Annotated in this window: 15 protein-coding genes; 2 read left to right on the forward strand and 13 right to left on the reverse strand. The window is 51.0% G+C overall.

Features of this window, described 5'->3' with window-relative positions:
- Positions 1–477: 477 nt before the first annotated feature.
- Positions 478–837 (reverse strand): nucleotide pyrophosphohydrolase, encoded by a 360-nt coding sequence (locus BAA01_03550; GenBank protein OUM89309.1) that lies wholly within the window; start codon positions 835–837, stop codon positions 478–480.
- Positions 838–855: 18 nt separating this feature from the next.
- The gene (locus BAA01_03555) at positions 856–1,653 is read right to left on the reverse strand and encodes a hypothetical protein (protein ID OUM89310.1); all 798 of its coding nucleotides are present in this window, start codon (positions 1,651–1,653) and stop codon (positions 856–858) included.
- A gap of 163 nt (positions 1,654–1,816) precedes the next feature.
- Between BAA01_03555 and BAA01_03560 the strand changes: the two genes are divergently transcribed.
- Positions 1,817–3,343 carry a hypothetical protein gene (locus BAA01_03560; GenBank protein OUM89311.1) on the forward strand — a complete coding sequence of 509 codons (1,527 nt, stop codon included), beginning with the start codon at positions 1,817–1,819 and terminating at the stop codon, positions 3,341–3,343.
- 102 nt (positions 3,344–3,445) lie between these two features.
- Here BAA01_03560 and BAA01_03565 read toward each other — a convergent pair whose 3' ends face one another.
- From BAA01_03565 to BAA01_03585, 5 genes are all read right to left on the reverse strand, one after another.
- A complete protein-coding gene (locus BAA01_03565) occupies positions 3,446–4,381 on the reverse strand; it encodes a hypothetical protein (protein OUM89312.1) in 936 nt (311 codons plus the stop codon).
- A gap of 88 nt (positions 4,382–4,469) precedes the next feature.
- Positions 4,470–5,684, reverse strand: coding sequence for an alcohol dehydrogenase (locus BAA01_03570; GenBank protein ID OUM89313.1), 1,215 nt, complete (start codon positions 5,682–5,684; stop codon positions 4,470–4,472).
- 5 nt (positions 5,685–5,689) lie between these two features.
- Positions 5,690–6,013 carry a hypothetical protein gene (locus BAA01_03575; GenBank protein OUM89314.1) on the reverse strand — a complete coding sequence of 108 codons (324 nt, stop codon included), beginning with the start codon at positions 6,011–6,013 and terminating at the stop codon, positions 5,690–5,692.
- A gap of 11 nt (positions 6,014–6,024) precedes the next feature.
- Positions 6,025–7,548 (reverse strand): aldehyde dehydrogenase, encoded by a 1,524-nt coding sequence (locus tag BAA01_03580; protein OUM89333.1) that lies wholly within the window; start codon positions 7,546–7,548, stop codon positions 6,025–6,027.
- A gap of 656 nt (positions 7,549–8,204) precedes the next feature.
- The gene (locus BAA01_03585; GenBank protein OUM89334.1) at positions 8,205–9,614 is read right to left on the reverse strand and encodes a nicotinate phosphoribosyltransferase; all 1,410 of its coding nucleotides are present in this window, start codon (positions 9,612–9,614) and stop codon (positions 8,205–8,207) included.
- Positions 9,615–9,837: 223 nt separating this feature from the next.
- Between BAA01_03585 and BAA01_03590 the strand changes: the two genes are divergently transcribed.
- On the forward strand, positions 9,838–10,530 hold the full coding sequence (locus BAA01_03590; protein OUM89335.1) for a serine protease: 693 nt from the start codon (positions 9,838–9,840) through the stop codon (positions 10,528–10,530).
- Positions 10,531–10,594: 64 nt separating this feature from the next.
- On the opposite strand, the gene BAA01_03595 is transcribed toward BAA01_03590, so the two are convergent.
- From BAA01_03595 to BAA01_03620, 6 genes are all read right to left on the reverse strand, one after another.
- A complete protein-coding gene (locus BAA01_03595; protein OUM89315.1) occupies positions 10,595–11,020 on the reverse strand; it encodes a hypothetical protein in 426 nt (141 codons plus the stop codon).
- Positions 11,021–11,124: 104 nt separating this feature from the next.
- A complete protein-coding gene (locus BAA01_03600) occupies positions 11,125–12,003 on the reverse strand; it encodes a hypothetical protein (GenBank protein ID OUM89316.1) in 879 nt (292 codons plus the stop codon).
- A gap of 73 nt (positions 12,004–12,076) precedes the next feature.
- Entirely contained in the window at positions 12,077–12,361 is a 285-nt protein-coding gene (locus tag BAA01_03605) for a hypothetical protein (protein OUM89317.1), read from the reverse strand.
- 71 nt (positions 12,362–12,432) lie between these two features.
- A complete protein-coding gene (locus tag BAA01_03610) occupies positions 12,433–12,744 on the reverse strand; it encodes a hypothetical protein (protein ID OUM89318.1) in 312 nt (103 codons plus the stop codon).
- A 158-nt stretch (positions 12,745–12,902) separates the two neighbouring features.
- A complete protein-coding gene (locus tag BAA01_03615; GenBank protein ID OUM89319.1) occupies positions 12,903–14,759 on the reverse strand; it encodes a molecular chaperone DnaK in 1,857 nt (618 codons plus the stop codon).
- Between the two features lie 29 nt (positions 14,760–14,788).
- Positions 14,789–15,436, reverse strand: a complete 648-nt coding sequence (locus BAA01_03620; protein ID OUM89320.1) for a hypothetical protein — start codon at positions 15,434–15,436, stop codon at positions 14,789–14,791.
- Between the last annotated feature and the right edge of the window lie 7 nt (positions 15,437–15,443).

Below are 15,443 nucleotides of genomic sequence, written 5' to 3' on the forward strand. Positions count from 1 at the left end.
CGGTTCACCCGCTCTGCGAACTGCCTGTAGGTGAAGCGCTTTCCTTCGTCCACGACAGCCAGTTTTTCCGGGTAATACTTGACCGCACGGCGCAACCAGTCCAGCGGCGTTAAAGGCACCAACATGGGCACAACCACCTCCTGATGGCAAATGGTTCATCTGCGATGAATGTATTCGTCTTAACCAATGATCCGGTTTAACTTTGAATTTGAACAAGATGAGTCAGTCCTTGCAACAAAGCCCGCTTTGCTTCACAGCGAAATGGTACCGTTTTCATAAATAACCGGAACATCCATCTGACAAAAGCGTGACAAAAGCGCGCCAATGGCTGGATGGCTTGTGTGACCCCGCTTTCCTTGGGCATCCCTCCATGAGAATGAGTTGCTTTACACCCCTTATTCTAACATTGGACTTAAAAAATATTCAAGAACATTTTTACCATTTCATAGTTTTAAATTAATACAAAAATATAGTTTATCATTTTAATTCCCAACGTCCGGCATCCCGCACACGAAATTTTTCCATCATTTTGTAAAAAGAAGATTCCAGATCAATGCCGAGCGAATTGGCAAAACAGACGAGGATAAACAGGCAATCGGCCAGCTCCATATCCACGCTGTTTTCCGGTTCGTCTGCCTTTTTGGGCTTCTCCCCATAATGGTGATTGATTTCCCGCGCCAACTCCCCCACCTCTTCGCTCAGGCGGGCCAGCATGGCCAACGGGCTGAAATAACCCACTTTGAACTGGCCGATATAATCATCCACCATTTTTTGCATCTCTTTCAGGGTAAGGTCTGCTTTCTCGCACCGAACGTTGTCGCCGTTACCTGTCACCATGTTCGCCGCTCCTTTCTCTTATTCGGTGAATGTGAGGATAAACTTTTCCAATACTTTACGGACCCCTTCGTGATTGTTGCTGTCGGTCACCAGGTCTGCCTGTCCGCGCACCTCCTCCGGCGCGTTGGCCACAGCAACCCCCAGTCCGGCCAACTGAAGCATTTCCAAATCGTTAAAATAATTGCCGATCGCAATCGTTTGGCTTATGTCCACGCCAAGAGCGGAAGCGACCTTCATCAGCGCGGCCCCCTTGTTTACGCCTTGGGCCAGGCAATCGATGAAATAAGGGCCGCTCCTGAAAAATTGCGCCTTTTCCGCGAATCGGCGGATGACCTCAGGATAAGCCTGATCAATCTGCTGTGGCGGGCCACTGATGGTGATCTTCACCGGCATCTGTTTAAGCTGCATCAAATCCCGCACTTTTTTCGGCTCTGCAAAATATTTTCGGTATATCGACAATAGCTGCTCATTCAGACTTTCGACATAAATGCCTTCTCCTGTCGTAAAGTCTACATGCAGGCCGTACTCGCGGCAAAACGACAAAACCTCTTTTACAACCTGCCGCGAAATGGTGGTCTGCTCCAAAATTCCCCTCTCCGGCAACCACAAGGTTCCCCCATTGTCCGAAATTAAAGGGATAGGTTTTTTAAAATGTTGGAGCAGCGGCTTTGTCGAAAACAGAGAGCGTCCCGTACACAACACCACGTGGCAATAATCCAGGGATCGGTTCATCGTCTCTACCGTCCGGGGAGGCATTTCATACTGATCGTTTAACAACGTCCCATCCACATCGATGGCAACCAATCGATAACGCATTTTGTCTCTCCTTTTCCACGATGTACGTCTCGGATGCTCGGTTTTAATCTGAATAATCTTGACAACCATCCTATTCTTCAATATATTAAAAAGCAAAGTATAGAAACGTGTCTGAATGTTTTATCACATCTCCTTCACCACCTATCATGAAGGAGGGTCCAACATGGGTTTGTCTTTGCATCACCGGCTTGATCAGCTCTTGAATGACGGGGCTGCGTTATTTCTCGAAAATCGCCAGACGATACAAGAATACTGGAAAAAAATGTTGTATCAGTTGACCGAGAATCAATCCCCGCCTTGGAATGACCATAAACTGGTTCACAAGACCAGCTGGATCGCCCATCTGTTCTTGAAATATATTCCGGCATTGACCAGCACAAATTCGGAACAAACCCTAAAGTTGTTACGGGAAGAATGGCAAGCCCAAATTCCCGAGGAGATGGAACCAAGCCAATTGATTCTCATCCTGTCCTTATTGGAAAATACGGTCCACCAGGCTGTTCGCAAAATGCCTGGGGCAAACTACCAGCGTCACCAAGTGATTCACTATCTCTTTTCGATACTCGGACAACACGTGTTGGGACCTGGTTCCATCCCCATCGATGTACAGGATTTTTTACAACATCTGTTCCGTATTGACGACATCCCGCTGTACTGGATTGCCAGGCTGGAATACCAGGCAGGCAGCTATGCGGTAAAGGACATGCTCTTTCCAAAGGAACGCGAAGTGCCCCTGCCGCTCCTGGAGTTAACGAAAATGCTCAAGGCAGAAACAAAAGAAGTTTTGATCGAAGCCATTTTAAAATTGATCGGACAACCCGAAGAACCGTCACAAACGGAGGTCATCTCCTTTTCATTGAATCAAGAAAATCTGTTGTTTGCAACAGCCAAAGAAACAAGCGCATTTATGAAACCGTTTTTATCGTTCGCGATGCAGCTCCTGAAACAACATCAGATCCTGGCGATGCAGGAAGGATATTGGAAAGATGCGCTGATTCTGTTTGACGAGTCCATCATCCAAGCGAAAAACTTGCAAGAGACACTGGAGAAAATTTCTGCCGGATTTGTCAATTACCTGCCTTTTGAACGAGCGGCTCTCTTCTCCTACTCGCAGACAGATCACTCCGGCATCGGCATTTTTGGTTATCAGGTCAACGATCATGCCATTCGCAAAATCAGGGAACATATTTCCAATATTCCCCTCATCAGCTATGGACTTCAGAAAATTCAGCCTATTTATGTACCCAGCGCGGCACAAGGATTGCCGAATCATTATGTCAAACAGTTCCAACTCGAATCCGTGGTGGTCACCCCACTGTTTGCTCCATCCAAAAACAAATTGATCGGCGCGGCGATACTGGATCAAGGCGAAGGAAAACCATTCGAACTGCCTAGTGACACATTGACGGCGCTGATGAAATTCAGCAAGCATGCAGCCGAAACATTGGTCAAATATTGGAACGGCGAGCAATTGAATTTTTCGCCCCTGTCCACTGTACGACTCTCACCCAGGGAATATGATGTCCTGAAATTGATGGCTGAAGGCGCCTCCATCAGTGAAGCAGCCCAAGCCCTTCACCTCAGTGAATATACGGTGCGGGATTACGTCACAGCAGCCATGAAAAAACTGAATGCCAAGAATCGGACGCATGCGGTAGCCATTGCCTTGAAAATGGGACTGATTTCTTGACAAAAAAGAAGAGGATGGACGACGAGCGTCCATCCTTCAATCGTTTACGGTTACATGTCAGGGAGAGATGAGATGAAATGATTTTCCCCAATGCTGACCAAATCAGGAAGCGCTGACAACCTCTTCATCCAGCGTGTCGAACTCCTTGTTGGTTTCCTGTACCAACTCCTGCATCGACTGCTTTTTGGCCCGCTCAATCTTGCTCAAGCGGATGGCGAACTGTTTTTGCGCATACTCCGTTGTAAAACCTGGCTCCATCCCAAACACGCCTGCGTTTTCATCACTGCGTTCTGTGGTTAAACCAATGGCATACGGGAACAACTTGTTCATCTGATCCATGAAGACATCATAATTGCGCGAGTCCTTGTTCACCAGACGGGAGATCAGGTAGGTGCCGTAACCGATGTGCCGACCCTCATCCCGGTTGATGTAGTCGATCCCCTTCAGCAGCCCGGGCATCAGCCCGTTTTTCTTCAAGGTTTGACGGAAAGCGTAGTAACCCGTTTCCGCCAACGTCCCTTCCACAATCATATTGTACGTGGCGGATGCCCTGACCAGCGCCTCATCCGAGGCATCGGTAACCAGCCGATCCATCACTTTCGGCAACTCTTCATAAAAAATCTTCTTATAATTTTCCCCGTGCAAACCGTTCAAGTCTTCCGTAACGCCTACCGCATCCAACCATCGAGTAAAAAATTCTACGTGTTTGGCTTCTTCAAACAGGAACGTCGTGAGATACATCTCGTCTTCCAACTCGCCGCGGCGGCCGACAGCGCCCAGCAAGGGAACCAGATCCAGGGTCACTGCTTCCTCGCCGGCGACGAACAAAGAGACCAGGGTCAATACATACTCCCTTTCCTGCTCGTTCAACCTTTTGAAATCCTCGGCATCCTGGCTGAAATCCAAATCCCTCGGATTCCATGTCCCGTACAGCTTCGCCTTTTCATACAGTCGATAGGCCGGTGAATTCCAATTGATCCGCTTCGCGCTGGATGACTGATATCCTTCTCGCGACTGGCCCAACTCTCTGATTTGCATGTTAATCCCTCCATTTGCATTTGATAAAATGATAAATATTTTATAAAAATTATATACATGTAAAAGCGCTAACGTGAACCGGAAACATTTATGTTGACACAGTGGAAAAACCTGCCACTTTTTCGCCGACCGCGGTGATTAACTCCACGGGCAAGCGGAAAAACACGGCAGTCGGATCGCTGGCGACAGCATCAATCGTTTTGATCAAATCATCCGCTGAAATATTGAACTCGGCGAAGGTGGAAGGCAAACCCACCTGTTGCTGCAGCGTCCGGATCTTCTGGACCACTTCACCAAGAACCTGCTCCGGCGCTTTCCCCCGTGCATCAAGCCGCAGCGCTTCAGCCAAGTCAGCGACTTTTGGCATGTACAAATGCGGCAGGCTCTCCATCACAACAGGCAAAAACACCGCACAGGCCAGGCCGTGTGGTATCCGGAACAAAGCGCCATAAGCGTGTGCAAAATTGTGTACGGGCACGACCGCCATCGACATGCCAAAAGCGATAATCCCCATCGTACTGGCTTGCAGCATCTGCATTCTGGCGTTTAAATTTTTTCCATTCTCCACTGCTTCCGGCAGATTGGCTTCTATCAAGCGAATAGCGTGCAGCGCGTGGGCGTCCGTAAAGGCCGTTGCGCGCGGTGAGGCAACCGCTTCGATCGCGTGTGTCAGCGCATCAAATCCGGTGAAGGCCGTGATGCGAGGCGGCAAGCCGGCAGTCAGTTCCGGATCGAGAACGGCGATATCCGCGTTGATGAACGGATGAATGAGATTGGCTTTTATTTGGATGGCCTCATTATAAAAGACAGCAATGGGCGAAACTTCTGATCCGGTTCCAGCGGTGGTCGGAACCGCGATGTGCGGAATCGGCATGTATGCCGCATCTGGCCATGAAACCAGATTCAACCCACTGGGAATCGCATCCTTGATGTCGTGAATCCCCAAGTGCAGCGCGTATTTTACGCCCTTGACCGTATCCAGTACGCTCCCGCCGCCGACAGCCAACAGGCTGTCCGCCGCAACATCCCGCGCAAAACGAAGGGCCTGATTGACGCTGGTGCTGGTCGCATCCTGATCAATATCCAGGTAAATGCCAACCAGCTCCGGCCCCGAACCTTGGGTGATGTTGCGGAAGAGGTCGGATACCATCTCGACCACACCCGCCTGCTCCAAGCCCCGGTCACTGAACAGTGCCACTCGCCGGGCCCCAAAACCACGAAACAGATCAGGAATCATCGAGCGCACGCCTGCGCCGCTGTAGATGGCTGTTCGCTGCATAAATTGCGAAAAGGAGGTCGACATCCACTTCACCTCTCTATCATATGTGATGACCGAAGGACAAATTGGCAATCGTAGCGGCTTTCCAAGGAAAACGTATCATTGATCACATCTTTTTCCAGATCGATGACGTAATGAAAGCCGGGTTGCGGCCTGAAGGGCTCATGGAAATAAACGGCCAGTCCGTCCTCCTCATATACTTGAACTCCCTTGACGGGCACGCCAGACGCCGGATACAACTGGGGTACGGGTCCTTCGCAACAACCGCTGCCAATCACCATGACCAGCGGTTCCGGCAACGACTCCCGGATCCGCTCCACGATCTGCCTGGCTGCTTCAGAAAACCGAATCACGGTCTCATCTCCTACATCTCCGAAAAAAGAACCCTGTACCAGGAACGTTGCGCAAGTTCCGGCACCAACGTGGCATGGACATGCTTGACTTGCGTATATTCATCCAGGGAATGCCTGCCCAGCTCACGCCCGACGCCGCTTTGCTTATATCCGCCGAAAGGCGCGTCGCTGCGAAGGCGATGCCAATCGTTGATCCAGACAGTACCGGCACGGAATCGTTTGGCGACCTCGAAGGCCTTGTTCACATCTTGCGTCCATACGCCCGCAGCCAGCCCGTACATCGTGTCATTGGCCATTTGTATCGCCTGATCCAAATCCTTATAGCGAATCACCGACAAGACAGGACCGAATATTTCTTCCTGAGCTATTTTCATGTCATTGGTGACGTCGACGAAAATGGTGGGCTCGATGAAATGGCCTTGTTCATATCCCGGTATCTTCGCCTCTTTGCCGCCGCAGACCACCTTTGCTCCTGCGGCCAGGCCCGATTCGATGTACGAGAGGATCGTCTCCTTTTGTTGACGCGAGATGACCGGACCGACATCGGTGGCCATATTCAGCGGATCACCCAGTTTTAACTTGGAAGTCAGCCTCACCAGCCCTTCGATCACCTGGTCGTAAATCTTCTCGGGCACAAACAGGCGGGTCCCCGATTCGCACAATTGGCCGGAATGCAGGAAAACGCCAAAAAGGCTCCCGGGCAGCGCAATCTCCAGATCAGCATCTTCCAGCAGAATATTCGGCGACTTCCCGCCCAGCTCCAGGGTGGTTTTCTTGATCGTCCCGGAGGCCAGTTGCATAATGCGGCGGCCGACTTCGGTCGAACCGGTAAAAGCCACCTTGTCCACATCGGGATGACTGACCAGCGGTTCCCCCACTGCCGCCCCAGAACCTGTGACCACATTCATCACACCGGGCGGGACAACCTTGGAAATAATTTCTGCCATCTTCAGCGTGGACAACGGTGTGTAACTGGCCGGCTTGATGACAATCGTGTTGCCCATGGCCAAGGCTGGCGCAATCTTCCAGGCGGCCAGCATCATGGGCATATTCCACGGTGTAATCGCCGCACAGACACCAACCGGCTCACGCCAGATCAAGCCATGTGCGGGACCCGGATAGGCCGGGACAGGCAAAACCTCAGAGTAGGGGTACTCCAGAATAAACTTCCCAAGCGTCTGAAACAGATCGACGACCATCATGATGTCAGAGGCAGCCAATCGGCGGATTGTCCCCCCCGAACTGATCGCTTCAAGATAAACCAATTCCTGGGCATGTTTGGCGATCAGCTGGGCAATCTGGAACATCGCCTCGCTCCGCTCCTTCGGCGTACGGTTGCTCCATACACCGGAATCAAAAGCTTCGCGCGCCGCCTTTACCGCCCGATGGACATCCTCCTCATTGCCTTTGGCCACCTTTGCGACGACGGCTCCCGTCGCAGGGTTGAACACATCATACGTCTCCCCCGTACTGGCAGGCGTCCACTGGCCATTAATAAATAACGGAAATGTCTGGACGTTGAGTTGAACGGTCACATGCTCCCCTCCCAAGGCATTCTTTTCATCAGGTAACGGAAACCCCAAACCTGAATCCGCTTTCAATAAAAGCTATTTTTAGCATATATAAAATTGTATAAAAAGAAAATCCCTACAAATGTAGGGATTGCCCCGCCGTTTTTCGAAAAGGAAAAAATTGTGATACGCCATGGCACAAACCCATCCCCATGGATGTGCCGCCGCATATTTTAAAAAACGATAGATCATACATGAGGACGAAATGAGCATGAAGATCGGCGGAAAGGGGATTTTACCCTCATGGATGCCAAGGTATCTGTTTCCGTGAGATATGTGCTGTTTTTTGTCTTGTTGCTCTTTGTATTGCTGGCCATCGTCACTCCATTAAAATAGGCGAAGAGATATTTCTCCTCGCCTCACTGCTTTTCAAAAGATCGCAGGAATCAACACCATCAGCAAACCAATAAGCACAAAGAAGCCGACAGGCGCGGCTATTTTCAACCGTTCGGAGTAGTACTCGCTATCCCGCAATTTCACTTTGGATTCAGCCATGATGCATCCTCCTTTTCGTGTCATCTCCGCGCTTGGAAATGGTTCCTGCCACTTCTCAAGGACCCATGCTTGTCATCATTGTACAACAAATCAGGGAGAAATGCAGCTGCCTTCTCCGCGCGCATCTACTCCTTTTCCCCTCTGGCTTTCGAGTTTCGCCCCTCCAGAATCAACCGGTTTTTCAGCTCCCATAACCGATGCGACAAGTCGACATGGTAGGTATGCGGGTTGATCAAGCGTTTGATTTCTTCGGAAAAAGTGGACAATTCCTGTTTGGCATAGGCCTGAATTTCCATGACAGAAGGGGATTGGTAGACCAGCTCGCCCCTGATGAAAACGGGGACCAACAGCGGACGGGCGGTAAAACGCTCCACCGTTTTTCGTTTCCAGGTATCGACAGGATCAAATAATTCCAGCGGTTTGCCCGGATCCACTTCCTCATCAATCAGGTGTATCAGATCGGCTGTCGCCATGCCCGACGGCAAGTAAATCCGCGTCACCTGTTTAATCCCCGGCGTCGTGATTTTTTTGGTATTTTCCGATATCTTGATTTTCGGAATCATTTTCCCCTGGTGTTCCTCAGCAGCCAGTTTATACACCCCGCCTAGCGAAGGACAATCCTCTGATGTGATCAGGCTTGTCCCTACCCCGTACACATCAATCTTCGCACCTTGCAATCGCAAGTCGGCGATCACTTCCTCATTCAGATCGCTGGAAGCGACAATGATCGCATCGGGAAAACCGGCCTCATCCAGCATCCGTCTGGCCACTTTGGACAAATACGCCAAATCTCCCGAGTCCAGTCTGATGCCGAGAAAACGATGCCCCTGTTCCCTGAGCTCCTTGGCGACGCGAATGGCATTGGGCAATCCGCTGCGCAGGGTGTCATACGTATCCACCAGCAGCAGGCAGTTATCCGGGAATGTCCTTGCGTACGCACGGAAAGCTTCCAATTCGGAAGGAAAACTGAGCACCCAACTGTGGGCGTGCGTTCCCCGGACAGGAATCCCGAAACGTTTTCCTGCCAGCGTATTGGATGTGGCTTCACATCCCCCGATCATCGCGGCCCTGGCCCCGTAAAGAGCGGCATCCATTCCTTGCGCGCGCCGCGACCCAAACTCCAGAACCGGCTTTCCGCCTGCCGCTTTCACTATTCTGGCCGCCTTTGTCGCGATCAGCGTCTGGTGGTTGACAATGTTCAAAAGAGCCGTCTCCAGCAGTTGCGCCTCGATGATGCGCGCCTCGATGCGAATCAGCGGCTCGTTGGGAAAAACGACCGTTCCTTCCGGAATCGCGTAAAGATCGCCCTGGAACCGAAAATTGCGTAAAAGCTGAAGAAAATCCTCTTCAAACATTTTCAGGCTTCGCAAATAATCAATCTCTTCTTTAGAAAAGTGCAGTTGCTGTATATACTCGATCACCTGTTCCAGGCCCGCCGCAATCGCATAGCCATTCCCGCAGGGATTTTGCCGATAAAAAAGATCAAACACCACTCGTTGATCCGCTTTTCCCTCTTTAAAATAGCCATGCATCATCGTCAGTTGGTAAAAATCAGTGTGTAAAGCGGACGTTTCCAACAAAAACCCCCCTGTTTTTCATCTCTCTCGCTTTCTTTCAGGCTTAGTCCTATTGTAACACAGAGTAGAAACGAGGTTGAAATGACTGGCACCCCTCCGCTTGTTCGAACATATCTTGAAAATACAGTCTACGCGAGGGGTGAACATCATGAAGTACCGTCGTACTTCACGGAAATCCAAGATGACACCCGAACACGTTACGTCCACTGCCGCCAGCCAACATCCTTTCAACACCTTTGTCGACGTCGTGGATACGGTTAAAGAAGGCGTCGTCTCGCTGGAAACACAGGATAAAGCCAGCAACCGTTATCTGGATGACAACTTTTTTCGCTATTTGTTCCCGGAATTCAAAAAACCTCGCACATCCAGCTTCGGCACCGGGTTTATCATCCATCCCAAAGGGTATATTCTGACCAATGAACATGTCATACACCAGGCGGAACAAGTATATGTAAAATTATGGAACAGCCGCAAAAAAAACGCTGACGTCGTCTGGACCAATCCGGAAAGGGATCTGGCCGTCTTGCGCATTCACCATCCCCAGCCGCTCAAGCCATTAAGACTAGGATCCTCAGCTGAAACAAAACCCGGGGAGTGGGTGATCGCCGTTGGAAATCCCCTCGGTTTTGACCATACGGTCACTGTCGGTGTAATCAGCGCAAAAAACCGGCCCTTAAAAACGGCTGAACGGTATTATCCCAATGTCATCCAAACCGATGCCGCAATCAATCCGGGAAACAGCGGCGGACCGTTAATCAATATTCTCGGAGAAGTGATCGGGGTGAATGTCGCTGTCGCCCAACCTTCTCAAAGCATCGGTTTTGCCATTGCCATCGACAGCATCAAGCCGCTGATCAAGCAATTTATATATTGATATAAAAAAATATAAAAGGGGCTGCCCCGATTTCATCCGATGGGACAGCCCTATCCAATCCAGCTTAAGGTTTCTGGGTCATTTCTTCCCTTGAGTCATCGCTTCCCCGCGGTTTTTCGCCTTTTTTATGCCAACAAGGCAGATAATCGTTTTGTTGCTTCCGCTTGTAGTGTTCTTCCAGCCTCTTCAGCTTCTTCTGTTTCGTCTGTTCAGTAATCAACCCGTATTCCGCGTAAAGCTCAATCAATTTGACGTGATCTTCGTACAGACGACGGTGAATTTCAGCCAGCCGTTTCTTCTGTTTCTCGGTTAACGATACATGGGAATGTTCGCTATCCGGTTCAACCGTCCCGTCATCATGGCTCCGACTGGCTTCACCCTGCAGGAAGCCATTCTCCTGGCCGCTAGCAGACGTAACGCCTTGAAAGGATGCCAGAAGCAAGAATATCCCCAAAAGGGAAACGGCCAATTGTGAAACGAAGCGGTTCATCACCTTCATCTCCTTCTCGATTGTATATCGTGGCGACGAAGGTTATTTTATCCATTTCATCCCAAATTATGACCGATTCGTGCCGTTTCCCCTGGCGTCCTGATTCATTTGAGGTAGTTGGTGACTTTGGCTTTGTTGCGAAGCTCATTCAGCCATGGTTCCATCTTTTCCGCAATTTTTTGCTGAAGAATTTGCTGCCGAATTTCTTCTTTCTTTTCTTCATATTTGGCCGGCACGGGCTGTTTGTGATCCTCAACACGGATGATGTGGTAGCCGAATTGGGATTTGACGGGCTGGCTCGTTTCACCCGGTTTTAACGAAAAGGCGACCTCTTCAAATTCCGGTACCATATCCCCGCGTTTAAAATATCCCAGGTCACCGCCGTTGGCCTTGCTGGCCTCGTCCGTGGAATACTGCTTGGCCAGCTCTTCGAAGGATTCACCCTGATCCAGCTTGGCGCGAATTTCTTTGGCCTGCGCTTCCGTCTCTACCAGGATGTGCCGGGCTTTCACTTGCTCCGGTTCTCCAAACATGTCCTTGTTCTCCTCAAAGTAAGCCTTTATCTCTTCTTCACTGATCTTGATCTCCGGCTTCAAGAGGCCTTCTATCAGCAGTTGATTGCGGACATCTTGTTTGAGCATGTCTTCCGTAATCCCATACTGGGCCAGATACATCTGAAATGACGCATCGCCGCCAAACTGTTCCTTCATTTCATCCATCCGCTCACGGACCTGTTGTTCAGTGGCAGTAACGCCTTTTTCTTTGGCAGCTTGCTGGATCAATTTCTGATCAATCATCCGATCCAGCAATTGTTTCCCGCCCTGTTTCAGCAACTCCTGATAAAACTCTTCTTTGGTGATCACCTCACCGTTGATTTCAGCCACCACTTCCCCCTTCCCCGTGGTGCAAGCGGTAAGCGCCAGTAACACGAAAACGGTCCCGATGATCACAAACCAATTTCTCGAATGACGTAGTGTCAAGATGGCATTCCTCCTCGTCTTCAGCCCAACTCGTCCCCTGAAACCTAAACGTCATGCTAGTGTATTGTACCAAAGTTCATATGTATCCATCAACGTGCTGTCCGAGATGGGGATATAATTGCCTTTCCACGGTGCGACGAAACAAATCGTCCGGATGACGAGCATGAGCCGTTCCTTTCTCGTAGCCAGCGGTGTCGCGGCGCAGCAGATAAAGCTGCGTCAGCCAGGAGGAAATGCCCTTTCCGGAAGGAACCATCTCCACTCGTTCGACGGCCTTGTTCGCTTCCCTCCAATAAAGCTGCACATCCTGATAGGTAAGGTGCCCCGTTTGCATGAGATAAGGAACCATCGGTGGCAACATCTTTATCACCCTTCATTCCATGAATGGCTGTAAAGAAAAAGGCCCCCAACGGGACCGTCCCTATGAACCCATTATACCACTTGTGAACGGACAAACTGACGAAAAATCTGATCGGCAGCCATCGCCAGCGCAAAATCTTTTCCCGTTATGCCGTGTCCTTCGTGATCGACGGTATACAACCTGAGCTGAACTTGACGAGATGTAAGGTGAATTTCCGGGAGGTGCTTTAGCTCTTTCGCCTTTGCGCAGAACAGGCTGACAAATTGAATCGCCTCTTCATCACGTTCAAACAGAAAGGTTTTTTCCAGCCGCTGGTCTTTCTCTTCCCATTGCGAAAGATAGCGCATATAAACGGCAATCTGGTGCTGATTCAGCTTCGCCATCCCCGAGCACCTCGCTTCACCACGAGTTAAATATAGTTTCATTATACGCGAAAAAAGGAAAAGAGGCAACAATCAGCATACACACACAAACTACGGATCACCTGATGTGGCCTATGGCCAAGGAAAAAGCAGGCCGAACATGAATCGGCCTGCCTTTGTCATTTGGACTCACTTTTATCGTCATCCACCACTTCGTATTCAGCATCCACCACGTTCTCTTTCTGGCCATTCTGGCCAGTTGCCCCGGAATCGGAGGCGTTCTGTGCAGATTGTGCCTGCTGCGCCGCCTGCTGATAAAGTTTGACGGACATTTCTTGAACCACCTGGTTCAGTTTTTCCATGGCCTGTTTGATCGCTTGCTCGTCATTGCCTTCCAGCGCCTTTTTCAATTCATCCTTGGCCTGGTTGGCCTTTTCCACATCTGCCTTATCCACCTTGTCGCCGAGATCCTTCAAGGTTTTCTCGGTGGTAAAGATCAGATGATCGGCCTGATTTCGCAACTCGGCCGCTTCACGCCGCTTGCGGTCCTCTTCCGCGTGCAGTTCCGCTTCTTTGATCATCCGTTGAATCTCTTCCTCGCTCAGACCACTGCCACCGGTAATCGTGATCTTCTGGCTCTTGCCGGTTCCCAAATCCTTTGCCGACACATTGACAATGCCGTTGGCGTCAATGTCAAAGGTGACCTCGATTTGCGGCACGCCCCGCGGCGCCGGCGGAATGTCGGTCAGCGTAAAGCGGCCTAAGGATTTGTTGTCGGCAGCCATCGGCCGCTCGCCCTGCAGCACGTGAATTTCCACGGAGGTTTGGTTATCTGTGGCCGTCGAAAAGATCTGCGACTTACTTGTCGGTATGGTGGTATTCCGTTCGATCAATTTGGTAAAAACGCCGCCCAGGGTTTCGATCCCCAGCGACAGCGGCGTGACATCCAGGAGCACGACATCCTTGACCTCGCCTGACAGGACACCGCCCTGGATGGCAGCGCCAAGCGCCACCACTTCATCCGGGTTGACCCCTTTGTGAGGTTCCTTGCCGATCAGTTTCTTGATCGCTTCCTGGACTGCCGGAATCCGCGTCGAACCGCCAACCAGCACCACTTTGTCGATGTCGCTCGGGCTCAGGCCGGCATCGCTCAATGCCTGCCGGGTCGGACCCAGCGTCCGTTCCACCAAGTCCCGCGTGAGATCTTCAAACTTGGCACGTGTCAAATCCAGCTCCAAGTGTTTTGGGCCGGTGGCATCCGCGGCAATAAACGGCAGCGAGATATTGGTCGTCAAAACGCCCGAGAGATCTTTTTTCGCTTTTTCAGCCGCTTCTTTTAAGCGTTGCATCGCCATCCTGTCGTTTCTCAAGTCAATGTTGGTCTGCGCCTTGAACGTCTCGACAAGATAGTCGATGATCCGCTGGTCGAAGTCATCGCCGCCCAGATGGTTGTCCCCGCTGGTGGCTTTCACTTCAAAAAATCCGTCGCCAAGTTCCAAGATGGAGACGTCGAAGGTACCGCCGCCCAAGTCGAAGACCAGAATCGTTTGGTCCTCTTCCTTATCCAAGCCATACGCCAAAGAGGCGGCTGTCGGTTCGTTGATGATCCGCAGCACTTCCAGACCCGCAATCCGTCCCGCATCCTTGGTGGCCTGCCGCTGGGCATCGTTGAAATAGGCAGGAACCGTGATCACCGCTTGCGTCACCGGTTCTCCCAGATAAGCTTCCGCGTCCGCCTTCAGCTTCTGCAGGATCATCGCAGAAATTTCCTGCGGTGTGTATTCCTTGCCTTCAATGTTGGTTTTATGATTGGTCCCCATGTGACGCTTGATCGAGATGATCGTCCGCTCCGGGTTGGTGATCGCCTGGCGTTTGGCGGCCTCGCCGACAAGGCGTTGACCATCCTTTGTAAAAGCGACGACGGAAGGCGTCGTCCGTCCCCCTTCGGCGTTGGGAATGACGATCGCCTCGCCGCCTTCCATCACGGCCATACAGGAGTTGGTGGTTCCCAAGTCAATGCCTAGCACTTTTCCCATACGATTCCCTCCACTATTTCATCGGTTGTCTACCCACTCACTTTAACCATGGCAGGGCGGATCACCCGATCTTTCAGGCGATACCCCTTTTGCAGCACTTCAATCACAGTCCCTTCCTCGTGGTCTTCGGAAGGTTCCTTCATCACAGCTTCATGCAGGAATGGATCAAAAGGCTTCCCCAGGGACTCAATTTCTTCCAATCCTGCCGAGGAAAGGACATCCATCAATTGTTTGTATACCATTTCGACTCCCTGGAGCAAGGGGGAATCAGCATCGGCAGTTTTTCCCGCCACAATCGCCCGTTCGAAATTATCGATGACAGGCAAAAGGGACTCGATGATTCCGGCCGCCGCATATTTGGCCAGCTCCTCCTTTTCCTGTCGCGTGCGCCTGCGAAAATTTTCGAAGTCGGCCTGCGCGCGCAAAAACCGCTGATAATTCTCTTGGGCTTCCGCTTGGGCAGATTCCAGCTGCGCGCGCAACTGCTGAATCTCCCGTTCCCGTTCATCGGCCTCGGACTCCTGTGCATGGTCAGAGACCTCTTCTTCCGCAGATTCAGAGGCCTCTTCCGCAACAGGAGTATTGCCGTTCGTATCTTCCTCGCGTTGCTCTTCCTTTTGTTCGTGGCCAAGTTCCTTGTGTTCGTGGTGATGCTGCTGGTTTTCTTGTTCTGTCACAAATAAC

Origin of the sequence: Bacillus thermozeamaize (assembly GCA_002159075.1) — a bacterium.
Classification (GTDB): Bacteria; Bacillota; Bacilli; order ZCTH02-B2; family ZCTH02-B2; genus Bacillus_BB; species Bacillus_BB thermozeamaize.